Origin of the sequence: Flavobacterium poyangense (genome assembly GCF_011751075.1) — a bacterium.
Classification (GTDB): Bacteria; Bacteroidota; Bacteroidia; order Flavobacteriales; family Flavobacteriaceae; genus Flavobacterium; species Flavobacterium poyangense.
Genome location: NZ_JAALLN010000003.1, coordinates 334,467 through 356,509, shown reverse-complemented (window position 1 = coordinate 356,509; position 22,043 = coordinate 334,467). Strand labels below are relative to the sequence as shown.

Here is a 22,043-nt window from a genome sequence, read left to right as displayed (position 1 = left end):
AAAGACCACATCAAGGTATTGATGGAAAGAAACCAATAGAAATGATAAATCTGTTACCGAAATAAGTAACCTTTACAATTTCGACGCAGGAGACCCGAGCGATAGCGAATAGACGAAGTAAATCACACCAGTAACTCGACAAAGATTGGCAGTTTTCTTTGTGGATTCTCTTTATGGATTCTTGTGTGATTTCTCCTCCGTCGAAATGACATAAACAAGAGGCTCTGAAACCTGAAACAAAAAAACCTCCTTTAATACTTCAAATAATTCTCAACGGTAATTTTCGCCTTCAAGTCAAACATTAAATTATAAAGACCGAAGAACGTACGGTTCATGTAAATAAAGTGTTTAGAACCTCTGTTTCCGTTCATTTTTTTGAGGTTGGTATCATTTGTGAAACGCTCACCCAGTTTGGCGATGCTATCGAAAAAAGTTTCATCGGCAAAATCGAAAGTTTCATTTTGAAAAGGTCGTGTGAAAAGCGATAACAAATCATGAAACATCTCTGTAAAATAGGCTATTTCTGAGGGAGAATCATCCTGACGAAGAATTTCTAATTCGAATAACTTCTGATTAAATAGCGAATCGTCTGTAATGACATCTTTATTGATTAACTCAAAGTAAGGGGTGTAAAACTCTTCGGGAATTTGTTTCATGCATCCGAAATCAAGGGCAATAAGGCGATTTTGATCGTCTACCAAAAAGTTCCCGGGGTGCGGATCTGCATGTACTTTTCTTAAAACATGAATTTGATACATATAAAAGTCCCAAAGTGCCTGACCAATTGCATCACCAACTACCTGATCGGTATTTTGGGCTGTAAATTCAGAAAGGTGTATTCCTGTCATCCAATCCATCGTGATGATTTTCTCTGATGAAAATTCAGGATAATAGTTTGGAAAAAGTATGTTTTCGATTTTACTGCAAGCTTCTACGACTTCCTTACTTTGCTTTAATTCCAGCAAATAATTCGTTTCTTCGATCAGTTTGTCTTCTACTTCTTTAAAATACTTATCAGAGTCTTTTCCCTGCAAATTAAACATTCTGATCGCGATTGGTTTTACCAAAGCCAAATCAGACGAAATACTGTTGGCAACACCGGGATATTGAATTTTAACAGCGAGTTTTTTGTTGTCTTTTAAAGCCAAATGTACCTGACCAATACTGGCGGCATTTACCGAATTGGCATTAAACTCATCAAAGATTTCATAAGGTGTTTTTCCGAAATTCGTTTTGAATGTTTTCAGTACCAAAGGCGCAGAAAGCGGTGGGACAGAAAACTGAGACAGAGAAAATTTCTCTACATAAGCCTGAGGCAGGAAATTCTTGTCCATACTTAGCATTTGCGCTACTTTAAGGGCACTTCCTTTTAGACTTTTTAGTCCGTCATAAATATCTTCGGCATTGTTTTCGTTTAGTTTGTCACGAGTCAGATCAGAATTAACCATTTTTTCGGCATAATGCTTAATGTAGTTAACTCCTATTTTTGCACCGGTTTGGACCAATTTCCCGGCTCTTTCTATTTTTGAGGTTGGTATATAATCAATTGTTTTCATTATCTGCTGTAAATTTTTTCTTTGAATAAAAATTTTCCAAAATCCAAAAGGTGATTCATTGGTGCTACGTTCATTAACTCAAATGAAGCATTAACCGATTTTTCTATAAAAACATCTGTTTTCTCGAAAGCTGCAGACTCATCACTCATCCAGAATTTGAGCGTTAGCATTAATTGCAACCAAGCCGATTCCTGAATCGTTTTCTCTTGAAATTTCTGAAATCTCTCCTGTTCTAATCTATAATCGTCTGTCAGGATTTCTGAAACATAATCCTTGAAAACCTCCCGAAGCGAAGTTAACTGCACCAAATTTTTGATTGGATTGGGATCTGATTTTAAAGTTTGTAAAACATAACTTCTGTTTGCTGTCAGAATCTCAAAGAAAGTAAAGTAAAAACTCAACATTTTATTCTTCATGTCATACTCAAGATAGTCCGTGTTTTTGTTTAACAACTCTATCGTGTTTGTAAAAAACAATCTGAATATTTCTTTTTCTAAACTTTCAAGTGTTCCAAAAAAGTTATAAAATTCAGCTTCAGTAAAATCTTTTCCTTTTACAAAATGAAATACAGATACAGGTCTTTTTCCTGCTTCTAAAACGTCATTCATATAGATTGAAACGATATCCTCTCTGGTAATTATTTTTTTCTTTGTCGCCATTTTATTAAATTTAGAATTTGCCTTAAAGGTAAACAATGTTTAAGTACCTTTATTTATGCGGAAACACAACTCTTTGTTAAATAAATGATAAAACAGATGTCTCAAAATGTACTAATTACCGGCGGAACAGGCTTTATTGGCAAATACCTGACTCAGGTATTACTTGCTAACCATTTTACAGTGTCCGTTTTGAGTCGTACACCAAGAAAAAACAACGGTCTGATCACCTACTACCAATGGAATCCGGAACGTAATTACATAGAAGAGGACGCTATTATCAATGCCGATTATATCATTCATCTGGCCGGTGAAGGAATCGTAGAAAAAAGATGGACCACAAAACGAAAAAAAAGCATATTAGAGAGTCGTACAAAACCGGTAGAGCTTATTTATACTATTCTTAAAAAACACAACAAATCATTGAATGCCTTTATATCAGCATCAGGAATTGGAATTTACGGAGCGATTAGCAGTGAACAAATTTGCACCGAAGATACTCCGGCTGCCTCTGATTTTTTGGGCACCACTTGTCAGGAGTGGGAAAAATCGGTAGATAAAATTGGACAACTGGGAATCCGGACGATAAAAGTGAGAACCGGAATTGTTTTTGGCAAAGCCGAAGGTTTCTTAAAAAAGATTACTCCAAGTTTCAAAGCCGGTTTTGGAGCAATCTTAGGTAACGGTGAACAGTATTTACCGTGGATACATATAGAGGATTTATCACGAATCTATTTAAAATCAATTCTGGACACCCAAATACAAGGGCCATATAATGCCGTATTTACAGACGACACCACTAATTTAAAATTCGCTAAAACACTCGCTAAATTTTACGGATATACCATCTGGCTTCCCAAAGTCCCGACACTCATCCTTAAAATTCTTTTGGGAGAAATGAGTGAAGCTATTTTAAAAGGCCAAAGAATATCTTCTGAAAAAATACAAAAGACGGGTTTTGAATTTCAATTTACAGAGCTGGAAACAGCCCTTTACGACTGTTTAAAATAAAAAAATCATTTCATAATGCCACTCAAATCGGTCTGCACCGTTTTTGAAATCTTATTGGCTACTATGTATGGGATTTTGATGTTAAAATCAGAAACGGAAATCGGAAAGTTTGATATAATCTGTAATCCGCCTTCGGGAACCTTCTTAATAAAAGCTTTTACCGCAATTACTTTAGATTTCCCATGAAGATAAAGCTTCCCTACAACATCATATTCTTTTTCATTTTCAGTAACCTCTTTCAGATCAAAATTTTGAATTTTACCTTTAAAAACTGCTTTTGGATAGCGATGACTTTCAATATAATTTTCATTAAAATGTTCCTCCATTAAATCCATTTTAAACTGAAAATCTCTGATAACAACCGTACAAACCAACGAACTCGTTTGGGATTCCAAAACGATGGTTCCAAGCTTATTTACTGCTTTGACTTCTTCAAAAAACGGAACCGAAGCCTGAAAATTTACAACAGCCGAACTGGTTTTAAATTTGTCCTGGGCGAGTATTGAAAATGCAGTAAAAAGTAAAATAAATAAAGTAGTTTTTTTCATAATCGTTAGTATTTAAACAATTATGTCATTTGATTCTTTTTAATTTAAGAGGAGAAAAAACTGAACTTAAGTAGGTCTGAAAAAAAAATCAAATGGCAATACTCCGTGAAAATCTGGTAGCTGCAACCTTATACTTAAAGTTACGAAATTATCAGCCATTTAGTTCTTGATTTACTGCTAAATATTTGTGAAATGTTTGCGGTTGTAAAATGGTGAATGTTAGATGTGAAATGCCAGATGTGAGATGTGGGATGGCTTTTGAAATTATAATCTACCTTTTATTAATGCCTGAAGTACATTGATCACGAAAACGACCTGCATGGCAACGATACTAAAAATAGAAATAACAATTCCCAATGTCATTTTATTATTAAAATAGATATCACTTAACATCGATTCAAAATTTCCGGGTGCTGTTTTACGTATGAATTGAGAAAATAACCAAATCAAAACTAAACCGCCAACCGAAATAAGAACATGTAAAACGGTCATCCAACTTATTAAGGCAAAATTTAATTTTAATATTGTAAAATAAGTAATTGCCAAAAAGCTATAAATGACAGACAACAACACCGCAAAATGCAAATAAGAAATGACGAAATAAGTATCATGAATATTAATATCTAGATATTTTTTAGGGTTGAAAAAACCAACTGCCAAAAAAATGACAACTAAGACCAGAAAAATAAAGTACGGTTTCTTTTGTATGAATTCTATCACTCGAAAAAATAGTATAATTGATTATTTTGTTTAATTGCAATCCGAATACAAATAATAAAAGTTTTATTTGAATTGCCTCCAGTTTTAACTGGAGGTTATTTGTTGAAAAAGCACAAAGGCTTTAGCCGAACCCTCTAAAAATTGAGCTAAAGCCTTTTTTAGTATTGATCAATTCTACTCCTCCAGTTAAAACTGGAGGCAATTGATTTATATCAGTCAAAAATTCAAAAGCAATCCTCCAGCTTTCGGAAACCTTCTGCTTAACCTTCTTTTATCAAATATATTGGAAGTAAAACCATATATCTCAATCAATTAATTACCCTTGTACCTCTGTGCAAATTTCTATTAAAAACCCTTCCGGGTCCCTTACATAGGCCACAATTTGTCCCCAAGGTTTCTCTACAGGTTCTTTTACTATCACAGCTCCAAAAGAAATCGCTTTTTGAATCGTTCCGGTTACATCATCTGTTATAAATCCCAATTCGATGGCAAAAGGTTTCTCTTCTAAGCTACTTGTTATAAAACCGTCTTTTAAATTTTGAGCTGCCAGATTTTTTGATGCAAATGAAATTGTCGTTTCTCCGGTACTTAACTCACCATAATCCTTCTCGGGTGTTATAAATTTTCTTGAAAACCCAAAGGCATTTTCATAAAACACAATTGCCGCTTCAACATTTTCTACATACAAAATGGTGTATCCAAACTTTATCATTTACTTTCCATTACAAAATTATTTATTCCATCTCACAGCTATTATTTTCACAAAAAAACTAGCCGATTTCCAACAATACATTATACTGCGCTAAACTGGCCAAATCTTCAATAGAACTTATATTGGTCAATTTAGCATGCTCTTCTACCTCTTTTTTAGACTCAATCTGTTTGATTGCTTGTCTAAAACGACGCACTTCATCCAGATTAGACAAAATAAGACCGGGAACCTTCACACTATTACCTTCTTTGTCTTTGGCAACCATAGTGAAATAAGATGAATTACAGTGTTTTACCACTCCAGTCTGAATATTCTCGGCTTCAACACGAATCCCTACAATCATAGAGCTTCTACCCACATAATTTACACAGGCTTTCATGGTTACCAATTCGCCGACTTCAATTGGCTTCAAGAAATTTACGGTATCAACGGAAGCGGTAACACAATAATTTCCCGAGAACTTGGAAGCACTGGCAAAGGCTATCTGATCCAGTAATTGTAAAATATATCCTCCGTGAATTTTTCCGCTAAAATTGGTATGAGAGGGCAACATCAGCTCTGAAATACTTATTTTGGATGAGGAAACAGGTTTGAAATCTACAGTCATTGTATTTAATTTAAAAATTGGTTTTCTTCTGAATTTGATGCTCTGGCTATGATGTTCTCCGGAAGCGCCTTTTTGGCCTTTGCTCCCATTTTCTTTAATTTCTCTACACTGGAAACTAAATTTCCTTTTCCTTCAACCAATTTGTTCATTGCACTGTCGTACTCGGTTTTAGTGTCTTTAATTTTGTTTCCGATTCGCACTAAATCGGTTACGAAACCTTCAAATTTATCGTATAATGCTCCGGCTTGTCTGGCAATTTCAAATGCATTTTCCTGTTGTTTCTGGTTCGTCCACATACTGTCAATAGTACGTAAAGTAGCCAGCAACGTACTAGGCGTCACGATCACAATATTTCTGTCGAATGCTTTATTGTACAAAGTTGCATCTTCGTTTAATGCAATAGCAAAAGCCGGCTCGATTGGGATAAAAAGCAACACAAAATCGGGGCTCTCTATCTGGTACAGCTCATGATAGTTTTTTCCTCCAAGCTGATCAACATGTCTTCTAATCGAATTTACATGTTCCTTAAGAAAATCGATCTTTAAAATCTCAGATTCTTCGTTGATCCATTTTTCATATGCCGTCAACGAAACTTTAGAGTCTACAATCATTTTTTTTCCATCGGGCAAATTAATGACCACATCGGGATACACTCTTGCTCCTTCGCTATTTGTAAAACTTTGCTGTACTTCGTATTCACGTCCTTTCTCTAAGCCTGATTTTTCCAGAACACGCTCTAAGACTAATTCTCCCCAATTGCCCTGCATTTTACTGTCGCCTTTCAGTGCTTTGGTCAGGTTTAAGGTTTCTTTGCTCATTTGGGCATTCAATTCGCTTAGCCCAACAATCTGCTGACGTAAGGCGGCATGATAATCAATACTTTCTTTATGAGTTTGTTCGACCTTTTTCTCAAAACCCTGAATTTTATCCTGTAAAGGCAACAGGATGTTTTTCATGTTTTCACTATTCTGTTCGGTAAACTTAGCGGATTTTTCTTCCAGAATTTTATTCGCCAGATTCTCAAATTCCTTAGTGAATTTTTCCTGTAATTCTGTTATTTCATTTTTCTGTTCTTTATGACGTTCCCATAAATTTTCAAAATCCACTTCTTTTTTAGAAAGCTGAATCGCCAAACTGTCTTTTTCGGTTCGGATGTTTTCTTTTTCGGAGTTATTTAAATGAAACTGTTTCTCAAGAGTGTTTCTCTCTTTTTCGAACTGTTCCTTTTGCAATTGCAATTGATTGATTGTCGCATTTAATCTTTCATTCAAACTCACTTTCTCAGATTGAGACCTGGCCGAAAACAATAATTTTCCCAGGTATATCCCTAAGAACAAAGCGACCGGAAAAACCAGTAAAAGCGGAAGAAAATCAAACATAACTGAATTTATTTTTTTAGCTGTTGGGCACAATTATTTTTTTAACACATAGAGACATCGTTATGAAAAATGAAAAAATACGCTTCACTCATTTATCCCTTTATAGTTTGGCTATGCGATAGAAATATGTTTTTCTTTTAGCCTCGTCTTTATAAGCAAAGCCAATATTTCTATGTGTTAAGTATCCTTTTTTACGATTTGCACTCAACCGTTATTTTTTAGTAAAAGTATGCAATAATACCTAGTCGCTACTTATGGATTAAAGAAAAAAAAAGTTTTTCGTACGCAACCTTTTAAAAAAAGAAACATCTATTAAATATAATTTATTACAAAAACATATGAAAAAATTAGTACTAGGGTTATTTATAGCTTTCGGAATTAGCGCCTGCTCATTGGGTAATGACAATCTTGATAATAGCTGTGGATCAAATGTAAACTCCACTTTTACCGGATTCCCTCTTTTATGCAATTACAGTGTAAAAACAGAACCTGAAAAACCGGGTGCACTTGTAGTAGTTGATGAAGAGAAATTGCTTTCTTTTTTCACAAAACATCCAAACAGCTGTCCAAACCCGAGTGATCCAACTATTGACTTTACAAAAAATTATTTAATTGGTCTTTTTGCAGGTAAGAAACCAACAACAGGATATAGTATAAAAGTAACTTCAATTGTAGAAAACAACTGTGAGATCATCGTTAACCTTTATGAGAAATCACCTCAGCCCGGAGAACCTGTATCGCAAACTGTAACGTATCCTGCTGATTATATTTTAATTCCAAAAACACCAAAGAAAATATTTTTCAATAAAGTTATTGTTGACAATACTGATAATGCAGTGATTGGATATTATCCTAAACCATGCACAGGCGGTGATTGTCAGAACTTCTTCCAACTGAATGAGTTTAATATTTTAAAATTCCAAAATGTAGTAGCCGGAAGCTATGATTTTAATCAATACAAATATACAGCGACGACTAAAAGAGGCGAGTATACTTTATTTATAAAAAATGTTCCTGCCGAGATTACAGCCTTAAAAGGAGAAACCAAAACATACGGTACTCCGGACACCTCAACTAAGGGTGGAACGTATTTTGAATTGCGTCAGGGTGGAATTATCACTAAAATATATATCGATAATAATGATACGGCAGATCAGAGTGCAGCTATAAAAACGTTCAAGAAGGCCATTCAGGATAAAATAACGAGTCTAAAATAGTCCCCAAATTCTACTTTTTTAGCTTCTATGTCTTTTTAATGAATGTTTATTCTTAAAACGCAGATACTTACTTAATTTCTATATATACAAACCCGGGAAGAAAATATAGGAGGAATACCAACTCCTATATTGCTGTCCGGAGACAAGTTCAAAAAACTTAACATTACGCAAGCAACTACAAACAAACCGAATACCACAACCAAATCATTGGCTAAAGGTCGCTTTGCGAGTTAAAAAAAACTAATTTTACCAAAATTAATTCAACCACTTTTTGAAAGACGATTTAGATATATACATCAAGCAATGTATGCAAAACAACAGAGAAGGGCAACTGAAAATTTATCAGCTGTTCTCTCCTGTTTTATATGGTATCTGCCTGAAATATATGAAAAACGAGGACGATGCTAAAGATGTTTTTCAGGAAGCTTTTATCATTGTTTTTCAAAAGATAAGTCAATACAAATTTGAAGGGAGTTTTGAAGGCTGGCTCAAACGTATTTTTATCAATAAACTTATTGAAACTTTAAATAAGAAGAAAAAAGAAAATTTCTTTTTAGATGTTTTCGATCCCGATACAGATTTTGTTGATGAAGAAGAATTGGATATTATTCCGATACAGCAGGAAAAACTATTAGAATACATTCGAGACTTACCCGATCAATACAGGACCGTCTTTAACTTATATGTTTTTGAAAAAATGAAACACAAAGAAATAGCCGAGTTACTGAAAATCTCTGAAGGAACATCAAAATCGAACTTAAACAGAGCAAAGGGAATTTTACAAAAGAGAATTTTGAGCATAAAAAATTTTAAAATAGCATGAAGAAGCAGAAAATAGAAACTATTTTTTCATCAATGGAAAACTTCTCAAGTGTTCCACCACCCGAATTATGGGGGCAAATTGAAGAAAAATTAAACAAACCTAAAAAGAAAAGGAGAGCTATTCTTTGGTGGTCGGCTGCTGCATGCTTATTATTAGGTCTTGCGATTCCTTCTGTATTGCATTTTAATTCTGATGCCGGAATTAAGAATGCGGGAACTAACCCCACAGAGAACAACAGTGTTGTCACGAATAACAATACCGAATCTAATCAGAACAAAACAGTTTCTGGCGAACAAAACATCATCAATCAAAAAACGAGCAACAGTAAAAGTCCGGTTTTAAGAGCTACCGAAAATCAAATAGCTACTTCACAAGAAAAAGAACAAACAGACGAAGCTGTTATAGCCCACACTGCTTCTCAAAACAACCAAAACCCGAATCTTCCTTCTCAGGAACTGAAAACGGTAAAGAAAAACAGCAATGAGGCATTGACTGAAAAATCATATGTTTCGGAAAAACAAAATGGGTTCAATGCCGCTACAACACATCAATTGGCAGAGACAGAAAAAAGAACTCCAAATCAAGCTGTGGTCCAAACTGACTCTAGTACAGGAAAAGAAGATCCTTTTACCGCTGCTTCAAAAAATCATACCGCTGCCGCTGAAAAAAGAAAAGCAAATCAGATTTTAGCTGAAAAAACATTTAGCGCCGGTAAACAAAATCCATTTAATGCTACTTCTAAAAATCAGGTTTCAAACTCGCTTTTTGATGGAAAAGTGCATTCAAAAGACCCTAATAATTTTGCTTATAATTCTTCAAAATCAATTTTAGGTCAGCAGCAAAACACAACTGATAAGAACGAAAAAGAGCCAAAAAACGGAACACTTTATACCGAAAAAGCAGTTGCTGAACAGCCGAAAAATGCCTCCAAATTTAATACTGTCTTAAGTAAACAGGATTCTGCTCAGTTGGCTATACTTCAGAATTTAGAGAAAGGTATTACTATTCCGGAAACCACTAAAAGCGAAAAAGAAACAAAACCTGCTTCTCCCGCAGAAAAGTGGGCTGTTGAAGTTTTTGCCGGAATTGCTAATTCTGAAAACTATAAAAACGACAAAACCCTGGGATATGCCAATGAATCTAAACAAAGTAACGCGTACGGTGTAAAAACTAAATACAAAATCAATAAAAAATGGGCTGTCGGATCAGGGTTCAAAATCAATGAATTAGGTCAGAGCATTGCTAATATTTCTTATATGGATGTAAGCGCGAAAAATAGCATGATGTTGGGCGTTGCTGATTTTTACATTCAGGATTCTCCTGCTCCTCAGATTGCAGCAACCAGAGATTATGTATTTGTTTCAAACAGTACTAAAGAGGTCGTACAAAACGAGAGCATTCAAAGCGGTACATTAAATCAGAGCTTAAAATATATCGAAATGCCATTAGAAGTTTCTTACGCTGTTTTTAGTAAAAACAGAACCAGTGTCAGTTTAAATACAGGTGGTTTTGTTGGGAAGCTAATTTCAAACCAAGTGGCTTTAGATGGTACTATTATTGGAGAAAATCTTGATGCCAATGAATTTGTCTATGGCTCCGTGTTAAGCAGCACTGTACAATACCGTATTTACAAAAAAACAAATGTTTTTGTTGAACCGGCAATGAACTACTACATAAACCCTTTAAACAACCAATCGTTTAACCAGTTTCAATGGGGGTTAAATTTCGGATTGAATGTTTCGTTTTAAAGCAGTTTTTGTTGTAATTTCCAAAAAAAAGGCAACAAAAATAACTTACTCATAATGAGCATTAAAAACAGTTGGACTACCTCAAATTCTATTCCCGGCGATCTGATTATTGCCAAAAAAAAGGTTTATGACCTTCTTGATTTTGAATGTACAGTACCGGAACCTGAATCTGAAAGTATCGAATACAAAGCGTATCGATTGCAATTAAATACAAAATTTATTTGTTATCGTGAAGCTAAAATCACTCCAACAAAAACCGGTCAGTTTGTAACTTTATGGAAACGTAATGCCTTAAAAATTACTGCCCCTTTCGATCATACGGATGCAATTGATTATGTTATTATCAGTGTTCGAAAAGAGGACTTATTCGGACAGTTTATATTTCCTAAATCTGTTTTATTAGAACGCGGAATCTTTTCAACTGCTACCAAAGAAGGAAAAAGAGCCACCCGAGTCTATCCGCCCTGGGATGAAACTACCAACAAACAAGCCCAAAAAACGCAGCTATGGCAGTTGAATTACTTTATTGAAATCCCAACTTCAGAAGCTGTCGATTTAGATCGTGCTAAAAGTTTATTCGACTCGATTTAAAATTCTTTTATAAAAAAACAGACGAGTTGTTTAGACTGCCTGTTTCATATACTATAAACCTTCTTCTAATATACGCTATTAGTTACAATCTGTCTATTACCAAAATCTCATCAAAACTACAGTTGTCAGTCTGAGCGAAGCCGAAGACCTTTTCTACTCTAGAGTCTTCAACTTCCCTCAGGATGACATTCTGTTTATTATTGTACTCTTAGAATCCGGTTATTTGTACAATAAGACAATCTTATCCAACCGGAAATCATTTACTTTTTAACAATCTTGTTACTGTATATAACCTTATTATTTTCTGTTACTGTATAGATATAGATTCCTGTTTTAAGGTTGCTAATCTGAATTACAGAATCACTTTTTTCAGAAGTTCCTTTTACCTCAACCGGGCTTGTAACCAAACGTCCAGACATATCGTAAAGTCTTACCTTCAGGCTTTTATCGTCATTTGTCTTCACGACAATATGTACTACATCTGATGCAGGATTAGGATATGCTTGTACAAAATATCCGTTTTTAGATTCGAAATCAATTGTGGACAAGTTATCCGGCTTCAATTCAAAACGAGCGATTACCGGTCCATGGTCTGAAGTTGTATTTACGTAATTTGCAATATCGGTACGCGGATCATACACACCAATAGAATTTGGAATATACTGATCGTTCAACTCATTAGAAATTACAATATGATCTAAAAAACCTCCGGAACTTAAAAAACTATAGGCTCCGGCCTGACTAATCCCTAAAGTCAATGCATTGTAACGGTTTGTGTCTTCCACTATTTTCTGGTAAGAGGAAGGTATATTGGTACCTACAACCGATATCTTTACATCATCATTAAAATCACCCAAAATCATAAAATTTGCATTTGGATAATGAACATCTAAACTGTCTTTTAGTAATTCAACATCGTATTTGCGCATATTGTATCTGGAGATGTCGGTTCCACTGTTAGCACGTGCGTGAAGATCAATCAGATTAATTTCTTTTTGAATACCACCAATATTAGTTTCTATAGTAACCATATAAGGCAAACGTCCTGAAGAGAAAAAACTGGCTCCGTTACCTCCCGGATAATTAGGCAATGTTACCGCTCCTGAACGCACATCATCGTATAGTTCTTTAAACATCACGCGAGTATTTTTTACTGTCGTTGTCTGAGTATTATAAAGTACCACTAATTTTTGAGGAGGAAAATTCGGATCAGGCGTATTAAACGAATAAGACCACGATGTTGAAATGGTTTTATCGAATGTCTTCCCGTTAACACTTATTTTTTGAATTAAAGCATCTATAGAAGGGTCATCTGAAACTTCCTGCACTACATAAACATCTGCATTTAACGTATTCATTACTTTGGCCACATTCTCAATTTGCAAAGCATCATCGATTGGTCCGAACTCAGCGCCATCCGTACCTTTTACATCACTTCCAAAAAATTCTAAGTTATAGGTTACAACGTCAAACGTTTCTGCTTTTGGCAAAGAAGAACCTGTCAATGCCCCAATTTGTTTGTTTAATCCTGTACCTGTTACCGTTAACCGTCCTGAAATGGCTAATGCTCTTACAGTAGGGACGAATCTTGCATAAAGTGTTTTCCCTGCTGCCGCATCAGCATTACTAACCACGATACTGGATTGAAATAAAGTATTATCTAAAGACAATTGGTAGTCGGCGGGAGCAGTAATGGTAAGATCTCCATATCCATCAGCTTTAAAACCAAAGGACTGACTTGTTGATAGGGTATTGAGAGTGACTTCTCCAAAATTTAAATTCGGATTCGAATCTACGTATCCACCATCGTTCGTAACGGCAAAATCATCAAACGACCACTCCGCAGCATTATTAGTTCCTCCTGCTACCGTTTCATAAACCCAGGCCAGATAAGTATGATTTGTTTTGTAATCACCTAAATTTATAAATTGTGATTGTACATAAGTTCCTGTTGCAATTGGAAAGTTACCATTTAACTCTGTCCATGTCGCTGTTTCAGGATTACCTTTTCCGTCATAGTCAACAGAAACCATTAGTTTCAGACCCGGTCCTGCATAAAATTTACGGGAGTAGAAAGACAATAAAGGAAATTGATTAAAATTATCGAGGCGTAATTTTGGCGAGATCAACCAATCTTTGCTGGGTCCATTATCAGTAAAACCGTTCATAACCACTGCGCCAGTTCCCGAATTCACATTTCGGGTCATAGTCGTTACCGTCCATTTGTTGGCGATTCCGGCTGCATTGTATTGCGTCCACCCACTATTGGTAAGGACATTTAGATCATTAAACCCTTGTACATAAGGGTTAATTCCTGTTCCCGTTACTGCAATGGTTTTAGTTGTTGCTCCTGTTGATTCATGGGTTAACTGCCCTGAGAAATTACCGATAGCATTTGGAGTAAACTTAACATAAACCGTTGGACTTGTATTCTGATCAAACTCAGACAAATTATAAGTTAATGAAGATTGAAAAGTTATATTATCCTTAGAAATTGTAAAATTATTTGAAGCGCTAACAACAACCTCATGCGTAAGATTGTTGCCCCGAATCTGATAGCTTGCAATATCGGAATCAAAACTAGCTTCGGAAAACCCTAAATCAAGCGAAGTTTTCGTAGGTTGTAAAGATGGAACGGCTACACTTGAAGTTGTAACCTCAACTTTAGCTGCAGAAGACTGAATATTATTAAATAAATCCTCAGAAATGGAGAACACGGTATAGGCTGTATTAAGGGCCAGACCATTAAAATTTCTCACATACGCCTGAGAGGCATCTGTAACTTCAAAAAATCCGGATTGCAAAGCTGCTGTTCCATTTGCATCAAGACCGGTTTTAAGTTGTGCTGCAGTAGGTTCTGCACTTCCACCGGATACTAATATATAATAGGTCTTTCCTTTTTCATCTATTTTAGCGGAGAAATCAAAACTTTGAGACAAAACATTCGTAGCATTCGGATAACCTACAGCATTGACCGGAGCACTACTATCACTGCGAACATCAATATTATCGATTGCAAAAGACGGACGAGACCCCGCACCGGAATTTTGTTTAGAAATCCACCTGATCTGAACCACGCTCTGATTGTCGCATTCTGCAGGTAAGGTTACTTTTATCCTTCTGACATTTTGCGGATCTGTGACAGCTCCTACTTGTAGCGTTGTGTTATTGATATAAGCTGTCTCCAATAAGGAGGTAAAAGTGGAGGTGGTTCCAACACGATACTGCAAAACCATCTCATTTATACGATCCGAGGTACTGGTACCGGACACCAAACCATATGGATTTCGAATATTCATAGCATCATATTGTACCTGAATACCTGTTTGTCCTGTACTTGAAAAAGCCAGGCCAATGGTAAGATCTGCTGATCCGGTATTAAGAAAACCGATTTTACCATTATAATTATGAACATTTCCACTGGTAGTTGCCGCTGTACTACTATTTGTACTTCCGGCCGTCAAAGCTTTATCTGTAATCAATGTAGCAGCTGTAACATAATTGTTCCCGGGTACATTGGCTGCACTCCAACCTTGTAATCCTGCAGGATATGTTGTCGCATTAGGTAGCAAACCATCAAAATTTTGTGTGTAAGGCAAAGACTGAGGGACCGGCATAGTAACCTGAGCCACAATACTCGCAGAATAGCAATAAAAAAAACCTAAAAGGGCCAAAAGGTAGCGCATTGAGTAAATGTTTTTCATATATTTAAAAAATTTAAGGTTTTAGAGACCAAATTTATAGTCTTTAAAGTTAAGAGAATATTGCAAAATCTTAAACTTACTACTATCGTTTTTGCAGACATTTACTACGATTAACCAAATTATTTGCCTAAAAAATCAATTATCATCAATAAAACAAGCTATTAACGTTATTATATGTTTTTAGAAAAATTTACTTACACAATATTTTTAACATGTAATAACACACAAAAATAACGCAATTTATTTAAAAATAAAACAAAAAAAGAGCTTATAAAAACAAATAAACGCCAAGTATATGTACGAATACACCTCTAAATACTATTCATTTTCTAATCGTAATCGTACTTTACTCCCCTAACTAATCCCTCTCCAATAGTAAACAAAAATTACATTCTGAAATGCAAACAGCATTTCTCTCTTTGTTTCCCAGCTCACATCTCACAACTCACAAATTCCCCCCTTTACTTTCTCACATAATTTTTGTAAATTAATCTCGTTTTTACTCCATCATTAAAATACCTCAACACTATGAAAAAATCCATATTTATTGCAACAATTGCTTCTTTGTTATTTGCTTGTCACTCTAAAAAAGAAGACCAAGTCACAGCGCCGGAAAATGAAAAAACAGTAACCAAAACTAATGAGCGCTTCAATAAAAGCACGGTCTTTGAGGGTGTACTGCCGTGCGCAGATTGCAGCGGAATTAAAACAACTTTAAAAATCGATGCCGATTATGGCGTAGCACAAAACAACCGATTCGAATTGATTACGGTTTATCAGGGAAAAGAGCCTGAAAAAGAATTTAGTGAAAAGGGAAATTTCAATATCGAAAGAGGATTGGGCAATGACCCTGATGGTACCATTTATGTTCTAAACTGGGATCAGCCGCTGGAAAAGCAAATCTACTACGGATATTATAGCGCAAATCCCGAAAAAATATACTTATTAGATAGCGATAGAAAAATAATCAAATCGGAATTGAATTATTTTTTAATAAAGAGAAAGTAATTCTTCTTTTAGTACTCCTAAAACAAAGTTATCTTTGCCCTAAAAAAACATGCATCAGCACTTTATTCTTTTTAAACCTTATGGCTACTTAAGCCAGTTTATCTATGAATTAAAAAGAAAGAAAAAACTACTGGGAGAACTATATGATTTCCCAGCAGGTACAATGGCTATTGGCCGATTAGATGAAGATTCTGAAGGCTTACTTTTACTAACTACGGATGGAAAAGTAAGCGAACAGATAAGGAGTAAAAAAGTAGACAAAGAATACTATGTGCAAGTTGATGGTGTTATAACTCCCGACGCTATTGAGCAATTGCAAAAAGGCGTTGAAATTGGTTTTGACGGTGGCAAATACACCACCAAACCCTGCAAAGCTTTTATCGTTACCGAAATTCCTGATTTTGGACTGAGAGCCAAAAAAATCAGGGACGAACGCCACGGGCCAACTTCATGGGCCTCGATTACCGTAAATGAGGGCAAATTTCGTCAGGTTCGAAAAATGACCGCTGCAGTTGGTTTTCCTACTTTAAGATTGGTTCGCGTTCGGGTAGGAAATGTATATTTGCAAAACCTAAAAGCCGGGGAAGTTCTTGAAGTCTCCGATTTTAAATTTGAAAATAAATCCATCTGAAAATTAGAAATTTCTTTTCGACTGTTCTAATTTTTTCAAACTATAACTATCTATAAAATGCTGAATATTGTTCTTGTAGAACCTGAAATTCCAAATAACACCGGAAATATCGGAAGATTATGTGTGGGCACCGAAAGTCGCCTGCATTTGGTACACCCGTTTGGATTTGTAATCAATGACAAAAACCTGAAACGTTCCGGTTTAGATTATTGGGTACATCTTGATGTTACCGAATATGCCAATGTTGAGGAATGGATCAAACAAATACCGGATCAGTCTCGTGTTTTTTTGATGAGTTCTCATGCCGAAAAATCTTATCTGGAGACCGAATTTCAAGACGGCGACTGGTTAGTTTTTGGAAAAGAAAGCGTAGGTCTGAGCAAAGAGGTACTAGCTCGCTTTGAGAATCATTTAACGATTCCGATGTCTAAACTAATTCGAAGTTTTAACATTGCCAATTCCGTTGCTTTTGTGGTTGGTGAGGCTAAAAGACAGATTGGTTTAAAAGTTTAGTTTTCTACTAATTCCTGATAATGTTCCTATAGATCGAGGATAAAACTTGGAGGTGAGTAATTTTGTGTCAAGCCCAGAACTTTGTGATTTAATACATTCCTCTGTCATTCCGAAGTATGAGGAATCATACAAGAAACTCCGCACAGTATGTCGCTAATTGTTGTCGAACTATTAGTGTCATTCCGAAGTATGAGGAATAACATAAGAAACTCCGCGCAGTATGTCGCTAATTGTTGTCGAATTACCGGTGTCATTCCGAAGTATGAGGAATCACACTAGAAATTCCGCACAGTATATCGCTAATTGTTGTCGAATTACTGGTGCGATTTCTCCTTCGTCGAAATGACATTTTGGGACTAAGTAATTACAAACTTCCCTTTTTCGGCATCAAAAATGATGTGTTCGTCTTTAAATAAAGTCGCAAAACTTCCTTTTGAAATTAAATTACAAGGTTCGTCTTGCACAAATAAATCGGGTGTCATGATAATCATTTCATCACTTAATTGTATCGCCAGATCAATATCGTGTGTTGAAAATAAAATACATTTTTGAGTTTCCTCAGTTAACCTTTTCAGCAATTTAAACAGCGATACTTTATGCAGTAAATCAAGATGCGTCGTGGGCTCATCCAAGATAATTAATGGTGTATCCTGTGCTAATGCTCTTGCGACTAATACTTTTTGTAACTGTCCGTCACTTATTTCGAAATGTTTTTTTCGTGCTAAATGACTTATTTGAGTTAGCACTAAAGCCTCATTTACTTTTGTAATGTCCTCAGAAGTCAAAGTGCCAATCCAGTTGGTGTAGGGCTGACGACCCAATGCCACTAATTCAAAAACCGATAAATTACTCGGTGGCAGTTTTTCAGTTAAAACAACACTTAAATTTTGAGCTAAATCTAAAGGCTTAAATGTGGTTATATCTTTATCACTAAGAAAGACTTTTCCGGATAGTGGCTTTTGAATTCCGGTAATTGTTCGCAACAAAGTTGATTTCCCAATTCCGTTTGCTCCTATTAATGAAATAAGTTTTCCAGATACCAGATTTAAATTCAGATGCTCTGCGATAAGTACACTTCCTTTTTTGGACTTGTAGCCAATACTTAAATCCGAAGTTGTTAAGATATTTTTCATTTTTTTAAAGTTGCTGAGATTCTGAGTTACTAAGCTTCTGAGTTTCTAATTAAAACTCCTTTTCCTTACTAAAAGCCAGATCACTACCGGCGCTCCGATAATAGAGGTAATTGCATTTATAGGAAGTGTAACTTCAAATCCCGGCATTTCTGAAACGATATCACAAAACAGCATAATCGTAGCACCAAAAAACAAAGTGCTCCAAAACAAAATAGTATGGTTACTTGTCTGGAAAGTTAGTTTTGCGATATGCGGTACTGCCAAACCAATAAAAGCAATCGGACCTGCAAAAGCCGTGATACTTCCTGCCAGAATACTGGTTGCGAACAAGATAATCAATCGGGCTTTTTTAAAATTCAGACCCACACTTTTGGCATAATTTTCTCCTAAAAGCAACGCATTTAAAGGCTTTATACTACTGGCACTCAAAAGCAAACCAATACTAACACAAACCGTAAAAACACCAATAGAAGACCAAGAGAGATTCCCTAAACTTCCCATGGACCAGAAGGTAAATTTCTGAAGCTGCTCTGCTGTACTAAAATACGTTAAAACACTAACAATGGCCGTGGTAAAGCTTCCAAACATAAGTCCAACAATTAAGATTGCCATAGTGTCCCGTAATTTCTGCGAAACGACCAAAACCAATACTAAAACCAAGGTACTCCCTAAAGTAGAAGCGATCACAATTCCGTAAGACGATAAAGCAATTGCGCTTAAAAAAGAAGGCAAAAACCCGGCTCCTAAAATCACAAAGGCCACACCTAAACTGGCACCTGAACTCAACCCTAAAACATAAGGCCCCGCAAGCGGATTTCGGAACAAAGTCTGCATCAACAAACCACTGATAGACAAACCGGCACCTACTAAAACAGCCGTAATCGCTTTTGGTAATCTATAATTTATTATAATATATTCCCATGCAGACTTACTCGCGTGCCCGCCAGTCAGACTCGTATACACTTCTTTTAACGGAATGGTAACAGAACCCAGACTAATGCTGGCCAGAAACATAAAAACTAAGCCCAGACCCAGCATTAAAAATAAAATCGTATTTCGTTTTTTATCTGCCAATTTAATTCAATTTAGCAGCAAATGTAAACTCATAACCAGGAAGTAAATCCGGATGAAAAATCTTGATATAATCTTTTAAAACCAAATCAGGTCGGCTTGGTGATAATTCATAATAAATGGTACCTCCGGTTGCCCCTAACTTACCTTCAAAATTATAAACATTCTTATTCTTAAAAGCGTCAAATTCTGTGTAGTGCGGATTGCTCTTCCCTAATTCTTCCAGATTTTTAACTGCTCCTGTTGCAATCCAAAAATTAGCCGTTTTTGCTTTTACCAGCACTTTTTCAAAAGACAAACCTTCACTTCCGGTCCCTTTAAGATCATCCCACAGGTAATTTGCATGTGCATCTTTCATAAATTCAGCCACCCAACTATTTCCTTTTGCCACATACCAGATATCTTCGTACATAGAACCATATAAAACCGTTGAAGATGCTTTTTTATCCGCCACCAATTTCTTGGCTTGATTGTAGCTCAAAACAATTTTATCAAACAATTCTTTTGCTTTTTCTTCTTTACCAAACAAAGCACCGTAGAGTTTAATCCATTCTGCTTTTCCAAGTGGAGACTGCTCCATCCAATCTGCCTGAATGAACACATTTAACCCACTTTTTTTCAAATTATCCAACATGGGATTATTGTTGTCTACGCCAAAGGTTACGATCAAATCCGGTGTCAATTCTATTAATTGTTCGATGTTCAATTTTTCGTTTTGTCCCACATTTTTAACTGCCCCTTTATCAATTAAGGCTCTGGTTTTTTCAGAAGAGATATAATCTGTATGCGGGAAACCTACCAGTTTACTTTCTACTTCCAACATCTCCAAAAATGGAATATTTGTAGTTGAAGTCACCACAACAGACTCCAAAGGAACTTTTATAAGAGGATACGATTTTAAACTATCCGGAACTAATGCTAACTTTTCTTTTAAAATGTAAGTGTAATTCTTATTGGCATTTGGCCACGGGTTAGAAACCGTCACCACAGAATACCCTTCATGTTTTACAATAGAAAGTCCGGAAGCATATTCTATACTGTTTTTTGCAATTTCTGAGTTTACATTCTCTGTCTTTTCGTTCTTTTTACATCCAACCAGAATAAAAAAAGAAAGGACAAAAATAAATTTAGATACTAAATGTTTCATAGGTAGCTTATAGGTATGATATTTGTAATTTCGGATAAATATAGGTCTTTTTGAATCATTATAATTCTCTGATACCTATTTCAATTAACGGCAAAGGTAAATCAATTTCTATTTTTTTTACCCCTCCTTAATCCGACAAAATTAAATAAATATTATCTTTACCTACATGAATACCTTAAAAACAAAAGTTTGTTCAAGCTGTCAATCTACTTTCAGCTGCGGAGACCTTTCTCTCGAGAACAAATGTTGGTGCAATAACTACCCTCCTATTTTTAATATCTCTGAAGGTAGCGATTGTCTTTGCCCCAGCTGCTTCAAAGAAGCCTGTGAAGATAAAATTGATGCCTATGTAGAAACTTTAACTCCGGAAACAGCAATTCATAATAAAGCCGCAGCCCTACCCAAATCAGAGCAATTAATCGAGGGAATCGATTATTACCTCGAAGACAATAAATATGTTTTTAAAGCCTGGTTTCATCTAAAAAGAGGAAGCTGCTGCGGAAATGGTTGCAGGCATTGCCCGTACTAATCGTGTGAATTGTGAGATGTGAAAGCTAACTTATTAAAATAGAATCCCGAATTATCCTTAGTCTATTATTGTTTATTACATCCTTCAAAACATCTTTAAATTATACGATTCGAAACTCACAACCCATAACTCACTTCTAACAAAAAAACAGCTAACAAAAAAATGATATATCTAATTACAGGAGGCGAACGATCCGGAAAAAGCAGTTACGCTCAAAATTTAGCTTTGCAACTTTCTGATACTCCCCTATATGTTGCGACGGCAAGGAAATGGGATGCCGATTTCCAGAATAGAATAGACAGACATCAATTAGAACGTGACGAACGTTGGACTAATATCGAAAAAGAAAAATATTTGAGCGAAATTGACTTCACCGGAAAAGTAGCTCTAATTGATTGTGTTACCCTATGGCTCACCAATTTTTTTGTTGATACTAAAAATGAAGTGTCAGCATCTTTAGAAGAAGCCAAAGCCGAATTTGAAAAAATAGCCAGCCAAAAAGAGGCAACTTTGATCATTGTTACTAATGAAATTGGAATGGGCGTTCACGCTGAAACCCACATTGGAAGAAAATTCACAGAGTTGCAAGGCTGGATGAATCAATTTTTAGCCTCAAAAGCAGATCAGGTTGTATTGATGGTATCCGGAATTCCGGTCAAAATAAAGGGTGAAAATTCCAACTCTTAAATTCCAAATTCCAATCCATAAACCCTACCAAAGTCTGGAATTTTGGAGTTTG

The 22,043-nt window shown here is 35.6% G+C and carries 21 protein-coding genes; 10 read left to right on the top strand and 11 right to left on the bottom strand.

The window, feature by feature from the left end; translation table 11 throughout:
- Positions 1 to 251: 251 nt before the first annotated feature.
- Together G3A47_RS09570 and G3A47_RS09565 are read right to left on the bottom strand one after the other, a co-directional pair.
- Positions 252 to 1,556 carry an ABC1 kinase family protein gene (locus G3A47_RS09570; RefSeq protein ID WP_166921931.1) on the bottom strand — a complete coding sequence of 435 codons (1,305 nt, stop codon included), beginning with the start codon at positions 1,554 to 1,556 and terminating at the stop codon, positions 252 to 254.
- A complete protein-coding gene (locus G3A47_RS09565; protein ID WP_166921930.1) occupies positions 1,556 to 2,215 on the bottom strand; it encodes a TetR family transcriptional regulator C-terminal domain-containing protein in 660 nt (219 codons plus the stop codon). Before G3A47_RS09565 ends, G3A47_RS09570 begins: the two co-directional genes overlap by 1 nt.
- 84 nt (positions 2,216 to 2,299) lie before the next feature.
- Between G3A47_RS09565 and G3A47_RS09560 the strand changes: the two genes are divergently transcribed.
- Positions 2,300 to 3,223 carry a TIGR01777 family oxidoreductase gene (locus G3A47_RS09560; RefSeq protein WP_243860407.1) on the top strand — a complete coding sequence of 308 codons (924 nt, stop codon included), beginning with the start codon at positions 2,300 to 2,302 and terminating at the stop codon, positions 3,221 to 3,223.
- Positions 3,224 to 3,228: 5 nt separating this feature from the next.
- On the opposite strand, the gene G3A47_RS09555 is transcribed toward G3A47_RS09560, so the two are convergent.
- The 5 genes from G3A47_RS09555 to rmuC all read right to left on the bottom strand — a co-directional run bounded on the left by G3A47_RS09555 (position 3,229) and on the right by rmuC (position 7,189).
- Positions 3,229 to 3,771, bottom strand: a complete 543-nt coding sequence (locus tag G3A47_RS09555; RefSeq protein ID WP_166921929.1) for a YceI family protein — start codon at positions 3,769 to 3,771, stop codon at positions 3,229 to 3,231.
- A gap of 264 nt (positions 3,772 to 4,035) precedes the next feature.
- On the bottom strand, positions 4,036 to 4,491 hold the full coding sequence (locus G3A47_RS09550) for a hypothetical protein (RefSeq protein WP_166921928.1): 456 nt from the start codon (positions 4,489 to 4,491) through the stop codon (positions 4,036 to 4,038).
- 316 nt (positions 4,492 to 4,807) lie between these two features.
- On the bottom strand, positions 4,808 to 5,203 hold the full coding sequence (locus G3A47_RS09545) for a VOC family protein (protein WP_166921927.1): 396 nt from the start codon (positions 5,201 to 5,203) through the stop codon (positions 4,808 to 4,810).
- A 58-nt stretch (positions 5,204 to 5,261) separates the two neighbouring features.
- Positions 5,262 to 5,810 carry an acyl-CoA thioesterase gene (locus G3A47_RS09540; RefSeq protein WP_166921926.1) on the bottom strand — a complete coding sequence of 183 codons (549 nt, stop codon included), beginning with the start codon at positions 5,808 to 5,810 and terminating at the stop codon, positions 5,262 to 5,264.
- A gap of 5 nt (positions 5,811 to 5,815) precedes the next feature.
- Positions 5,816 to 7,189 carry a DNA recombination protein RmuC gene (gene rmuC, locus G3A47_RS09535; RefSeq protein ID WP_166921925.1) on the bottom strand — a complete coding sequence of 458 codons (1,374 nt, stop codon included), beginning with the start codon at positions 7,187 to 7,189 and terminating at the stop codon, positions 5,816 to 5,818.
- A 338-nt stretch (positions 7,190 to 7,527) separates the two neighbouring features.
- On the opposite strand from rmuC, the gene G3A47_RS09530 reads away from it, so the two are divergent.
- From G3A47_RS09530 to G3A47_RS09515, 4 genes are all read left to right on the top strand, one after another.
- Entirely contained in the window at positions 7,528 to 8,406 is an 879-nt protein-coding gene (locus tag G3A47_RS09530) for a protease complex subunit PrcB family protein (protein ID WP_166921924.1), read from the top strand.
- A gap of 271 nt (positions 8,407 to 8,677) precedes the next feature.
- Complete coding sequence (locus tag G3A47_RS09525) at positions 8,678 to 9,229, top strand: RNA polymerase sigma factor (protein ID WP_166921923.1); 552 nt, start codon at positions 8,678 to 8,680, stop codon at positions 9,227 to 9,229.
- Positions 9,226 to 10,977, top strand: a complete 1,752-nt coding sequence (locus tag G3A47_RS09520) for a hypothetical protein (protein ID WP_166921922.1) — start codon at positions 9,226 to 9,228, stop codon at positions 10,975 to 10,977. The genes G3A47_RS09525 and G3A47_RS09520 overlap by 4 nt, the downstream gene beginning before the upstream one ends.
- A gap of 54 nt (positions 10,978 to 11,031) precedes the next feature.
- The gene (locus tag G3A47_RS09515; RefSeq protein ID WP_166921921.1) at positions 11,032 to 11,568 is read left to right on the top strand and encodes a MepB family protein; all 537 of its coding nucleotides are present in this window, start codon (positions 11,032 to 11,034) and stop codon (positions 11,566 to 11,568) included.
- A 260-nt stretch (positions 11,569 to 11,828) separates the two neighbouring features.
- Here the strand turns inward: G3A47_RS09515 and G3A47_RS09510 are convergent, their stop codons facing one another.
- The gene (locus G3A47_RS09510; RefSeq protein WP_166921920.1) at positions 11,829 to 15,272 is read right to left on the bottom strand and encodes a T9SS type A sorting domain-containing protein; all 3,444 of its coding nucleotides are present in this window, start codon (positions 15,270 to 15,272) and stop codon (positions 11,829 to 11,831) included.
- 528 nt (positions 15,273 to 15,800) lie between these two features.
- Between G3A47_RS09510 and G3A47_RS09505 the strand changes: the two genes are divergently transcribed.
- From G3A47_RS09505 to G3A47_RS09495, 3 genes are read left to right on the top strand one after another with little or no spacing between them, the layout of a single operon-like run.
- Positions 15,801 to 16,280: a copper resistance protein NlpE gene (locus G3A47_RS09505; RefSeq protein WP_166921919.1), complete on the top strand. Its 480-nt coding sequence runs from the start codon at positions 15,801 to 15,803 to the stop codon at positions 16,278 to 16,280.
- A gap of 49 nt (positions 16,281 to 16,329) precedes the next feature.
- Complete coding sequence (locus tag G3A47_RS09500; protein WP_166921918.1) at positions 16,330 to 16,911, top strand: pseudouridine synthase; 582 nt, start codon at positions 16,330 to 16,332, stop codon at positions 16,909 to 16,911.
- A gap of 57 nt (positions 16,912 to 16,968) precedes the next feature.
- The gene (locus G3A47_RS09495; RefSeq protein WP_166921917.1) at positions 16,969 to 17,424 is read left to right on the top strand and encodes a tRNA (cytidine(34)-2'-O)-methyltransferase; all 456 of its coding nucleotides are present in this window, start codon (positions 16,969 to 16,971) and stop codon (positions 17,422 to 17,424) included.
- 356 nt (positions 17,425 to 17,780) lie between these two features.
- Here G3A47_RS09495 and G3A47_RS09490 read toward each other — a convergent pair whose 3' ends face one another.
- From G3A47_RS09490 to G3A47_RS09480, 3 genes are read right to left on the bottom strand one after another with little or no spacing between them, the layout of a single operon-like run.
- Positions 17,781 to 18,557 carry an ABC transporter ATP-binding protein gene (locus tag G3A47_RS09490; RefSeq protein ID WP_166921916.1) on the bottom strand — a complete coding sequence of 259 codons (777 nt, stop codon included), beginning with the start codon at positions 18,555 to 18,557 and terminating at the stop codon, positions 17,781 to 17,783.
- Positions 18,558 to 18,602: 45 nt separating this feature from the next.
- The gene (locus G3A47_RS09485; protein ID WP_409994008.1) at positions 18,603 to 19,631 is read right to left on the bottom strand and encodes a FecCD family ABC transporter permease; all 1,029 of its coding nucleotides are present in this window, start codon (positions 19,629 to 19,631) and stop codon (positions 18,603 to 18,605) included.
- 1 nt (position 19,632) lies between these two features.
- Complete coding sequence (locus G3A47_RS09480; RefSeq protein ID WP_166921915.1) at positions 19,633 to 20,775, bottom strand: ABC transporter substrate-binding protein; 1,143 nt, start codon at positions 20,773 to 20,775, stop codon at positions 19,633 to 19,635.
- Between the two features lie 166 nt (positions 20,776 to 20,941).
- Here G3A47_RS09480 and G3A47_RS09475 point away from each other — a divergent pair, with 166 nt between their 5' ends.
- Positions 20,942 to 21,304, top strand: coding sequence for a DUF5522 domain-containing protein (locus G3A47_RS09475; RefSeq protein WP_166921914.1), 363 nt, complete (start codon positions 20,942 to 20,944; stop codon positions 21,302 to 21,304).
- 162 nt (positions 21,305 to 21,466) lie between these two features.
- Positions 21,467 to 21,991, top strand: coding sequence for a bifunctional adenosylcobinamide kinase/adenosylcobinamide-phosphate guanylyltransferase (cobU, locus tag G3A47_RS09470; RefSeq protein WP_166921913.1), 525 nt, complete (start codon positions 21,467 to 21,469; stop codon positions 21,989 to 21,991).
- The last annotated feature ends 52 nt before the right edge of the window (positions 21,992 to 22,043 follow it).

What these genes read in the sequence shown, in the direction of transcription:
- G3A47_RS09475 (WP_166921914.1), top strand. Translation starts at nt 20,942, where the DNA reads ATGAATACCTTAAAAACAAAAGTTTGTTCAAGCTGTCAATCTACTTTC.
- G3A47_RS09555 (WP_166921929.1), bottom strand. Translation starts at nt 3,771, where the DNA reads ATGAAAAAAACTACTTTATTTATTTTACTTTTTACTGCATTTTCAATA.
- G3A47_RS09570 (WP_166921931.1), bottom strand. Translation starts at nt 1,556, where the DNA reads ATGAAAACAATTGATTATATACCAACCTCAAAAATAGAAAGAGCCGGG.
- G3A47_RS09510 (WP_166921920.1), bottom strand. Translation starts at nt 15,272, where the DNA reads ATGAAAAACATTTACTCAATGCGCTACCTTTTGGCCCTTTTAGGTTTT.
- G3A47_RS09545 (WP_166921927.1), bottom strand. Translation starts at nt 5,203, where the DNA reads ATGATAAAGTTTGGATACACCATTTTGTATGTAGAAAATGTTGAAGCG.
- G3A47_RS09540 (WP_166921926.1), bottom strand. Translation starts at nt 5,810, where the DNA reads ATGACTGTAGATTTCAAACCTGTTTCCTCATCCAAAATAAGTATTTCA.
- G3A47_RS09480 (WP_166921915.1), bottom strand. Translation starts at nt 20,775, where the DNA reads ATGAAACATTTAGTATCTAAATTTATTTTTGTCCTTTCTTTTTTTATT.
- G3A47_RS09495 (WP_166921917.1), top strand. Translation starts at nt 16,969, where the DNA reads ATGCTGAATATTGTTCTTGTAGAACCTGAAATTCCAAATAACACCGGA.
- G3A47_RS09515 (WP_166921921.1), top strand. Translation starts at nt 11,032, where the DNA reads ATGAGCATTAAAAACAGTTGGACTACCTCAAATTCTATTCCCGGCGAT.
- G3A47_RS09530 (WP_166921924.1), top strand. Translation starts at nt 7,528, where the DNA reads ATGAAAAAATTAGTACTAGGGTTATTTATAGCTTTCGGAATTAGCGCC.
- cobU (WP_166921913.1), top strand. Translation starts at nt 21,467, where the DNA reads ATGATATATCTAATTACAGGAGGCGAACGATCCGGAAAAAGCAGTTAC.
- rmuC (WP_166921925.1), bottom strand. Translation starts at nt 7,189, where the DNA reads ATGTTTGATTTTCTTCCGCTTTTACTGGTTTTTCCGGTCGCTTTGTTC.
- G3A47_RS09565 (WP_166921930.1), bottom strand. Translation starts at nt 2,215, where the DNA reads ATGGCGACAAAGAAAAAAATAATTACCAGAGAGGATATCGTTTCAATC.
- G3A47_RS09500 (WP_166921918.1), top strand. Translation starts at nt 16,330, where the DNA reads ATGCATCAGCACTTTATTCTTTTTAAACCTTATGGCTACTTAAGCCAG.
- G3A47_RS09560 (WP_243860407.1), top strand. Translation starts at nt 2,300, where the DNA reads ATGATAAAACAGATGTCTCAAAATGTACTAATTACCGGCGGAACAGGC.
- G3A47_RS09490 (WP_166921916.1), bottom strand. Translation starts at nt 18,557, where the DNA reads ATGAAAAATATCTTAACAACTTCGGATTTAAGTATTGGCTACAAGTCC.
- G3A47_RS09505 (WP_166921919.1), top strand. Translation starts at nt 15,801, where the DNA reads ATGAAAAAATCCATATTTATTGCAACAATTGCTTCTTTGTTATTTGCT.
- G3A47_RS09520 (WP_166921922.1), top strand. Translation starts at nt 9,226, where the DNA reads ATGAAGAAGCAGAAAATAGAAACTATTTTTTCATCAATGGAAAACTTC.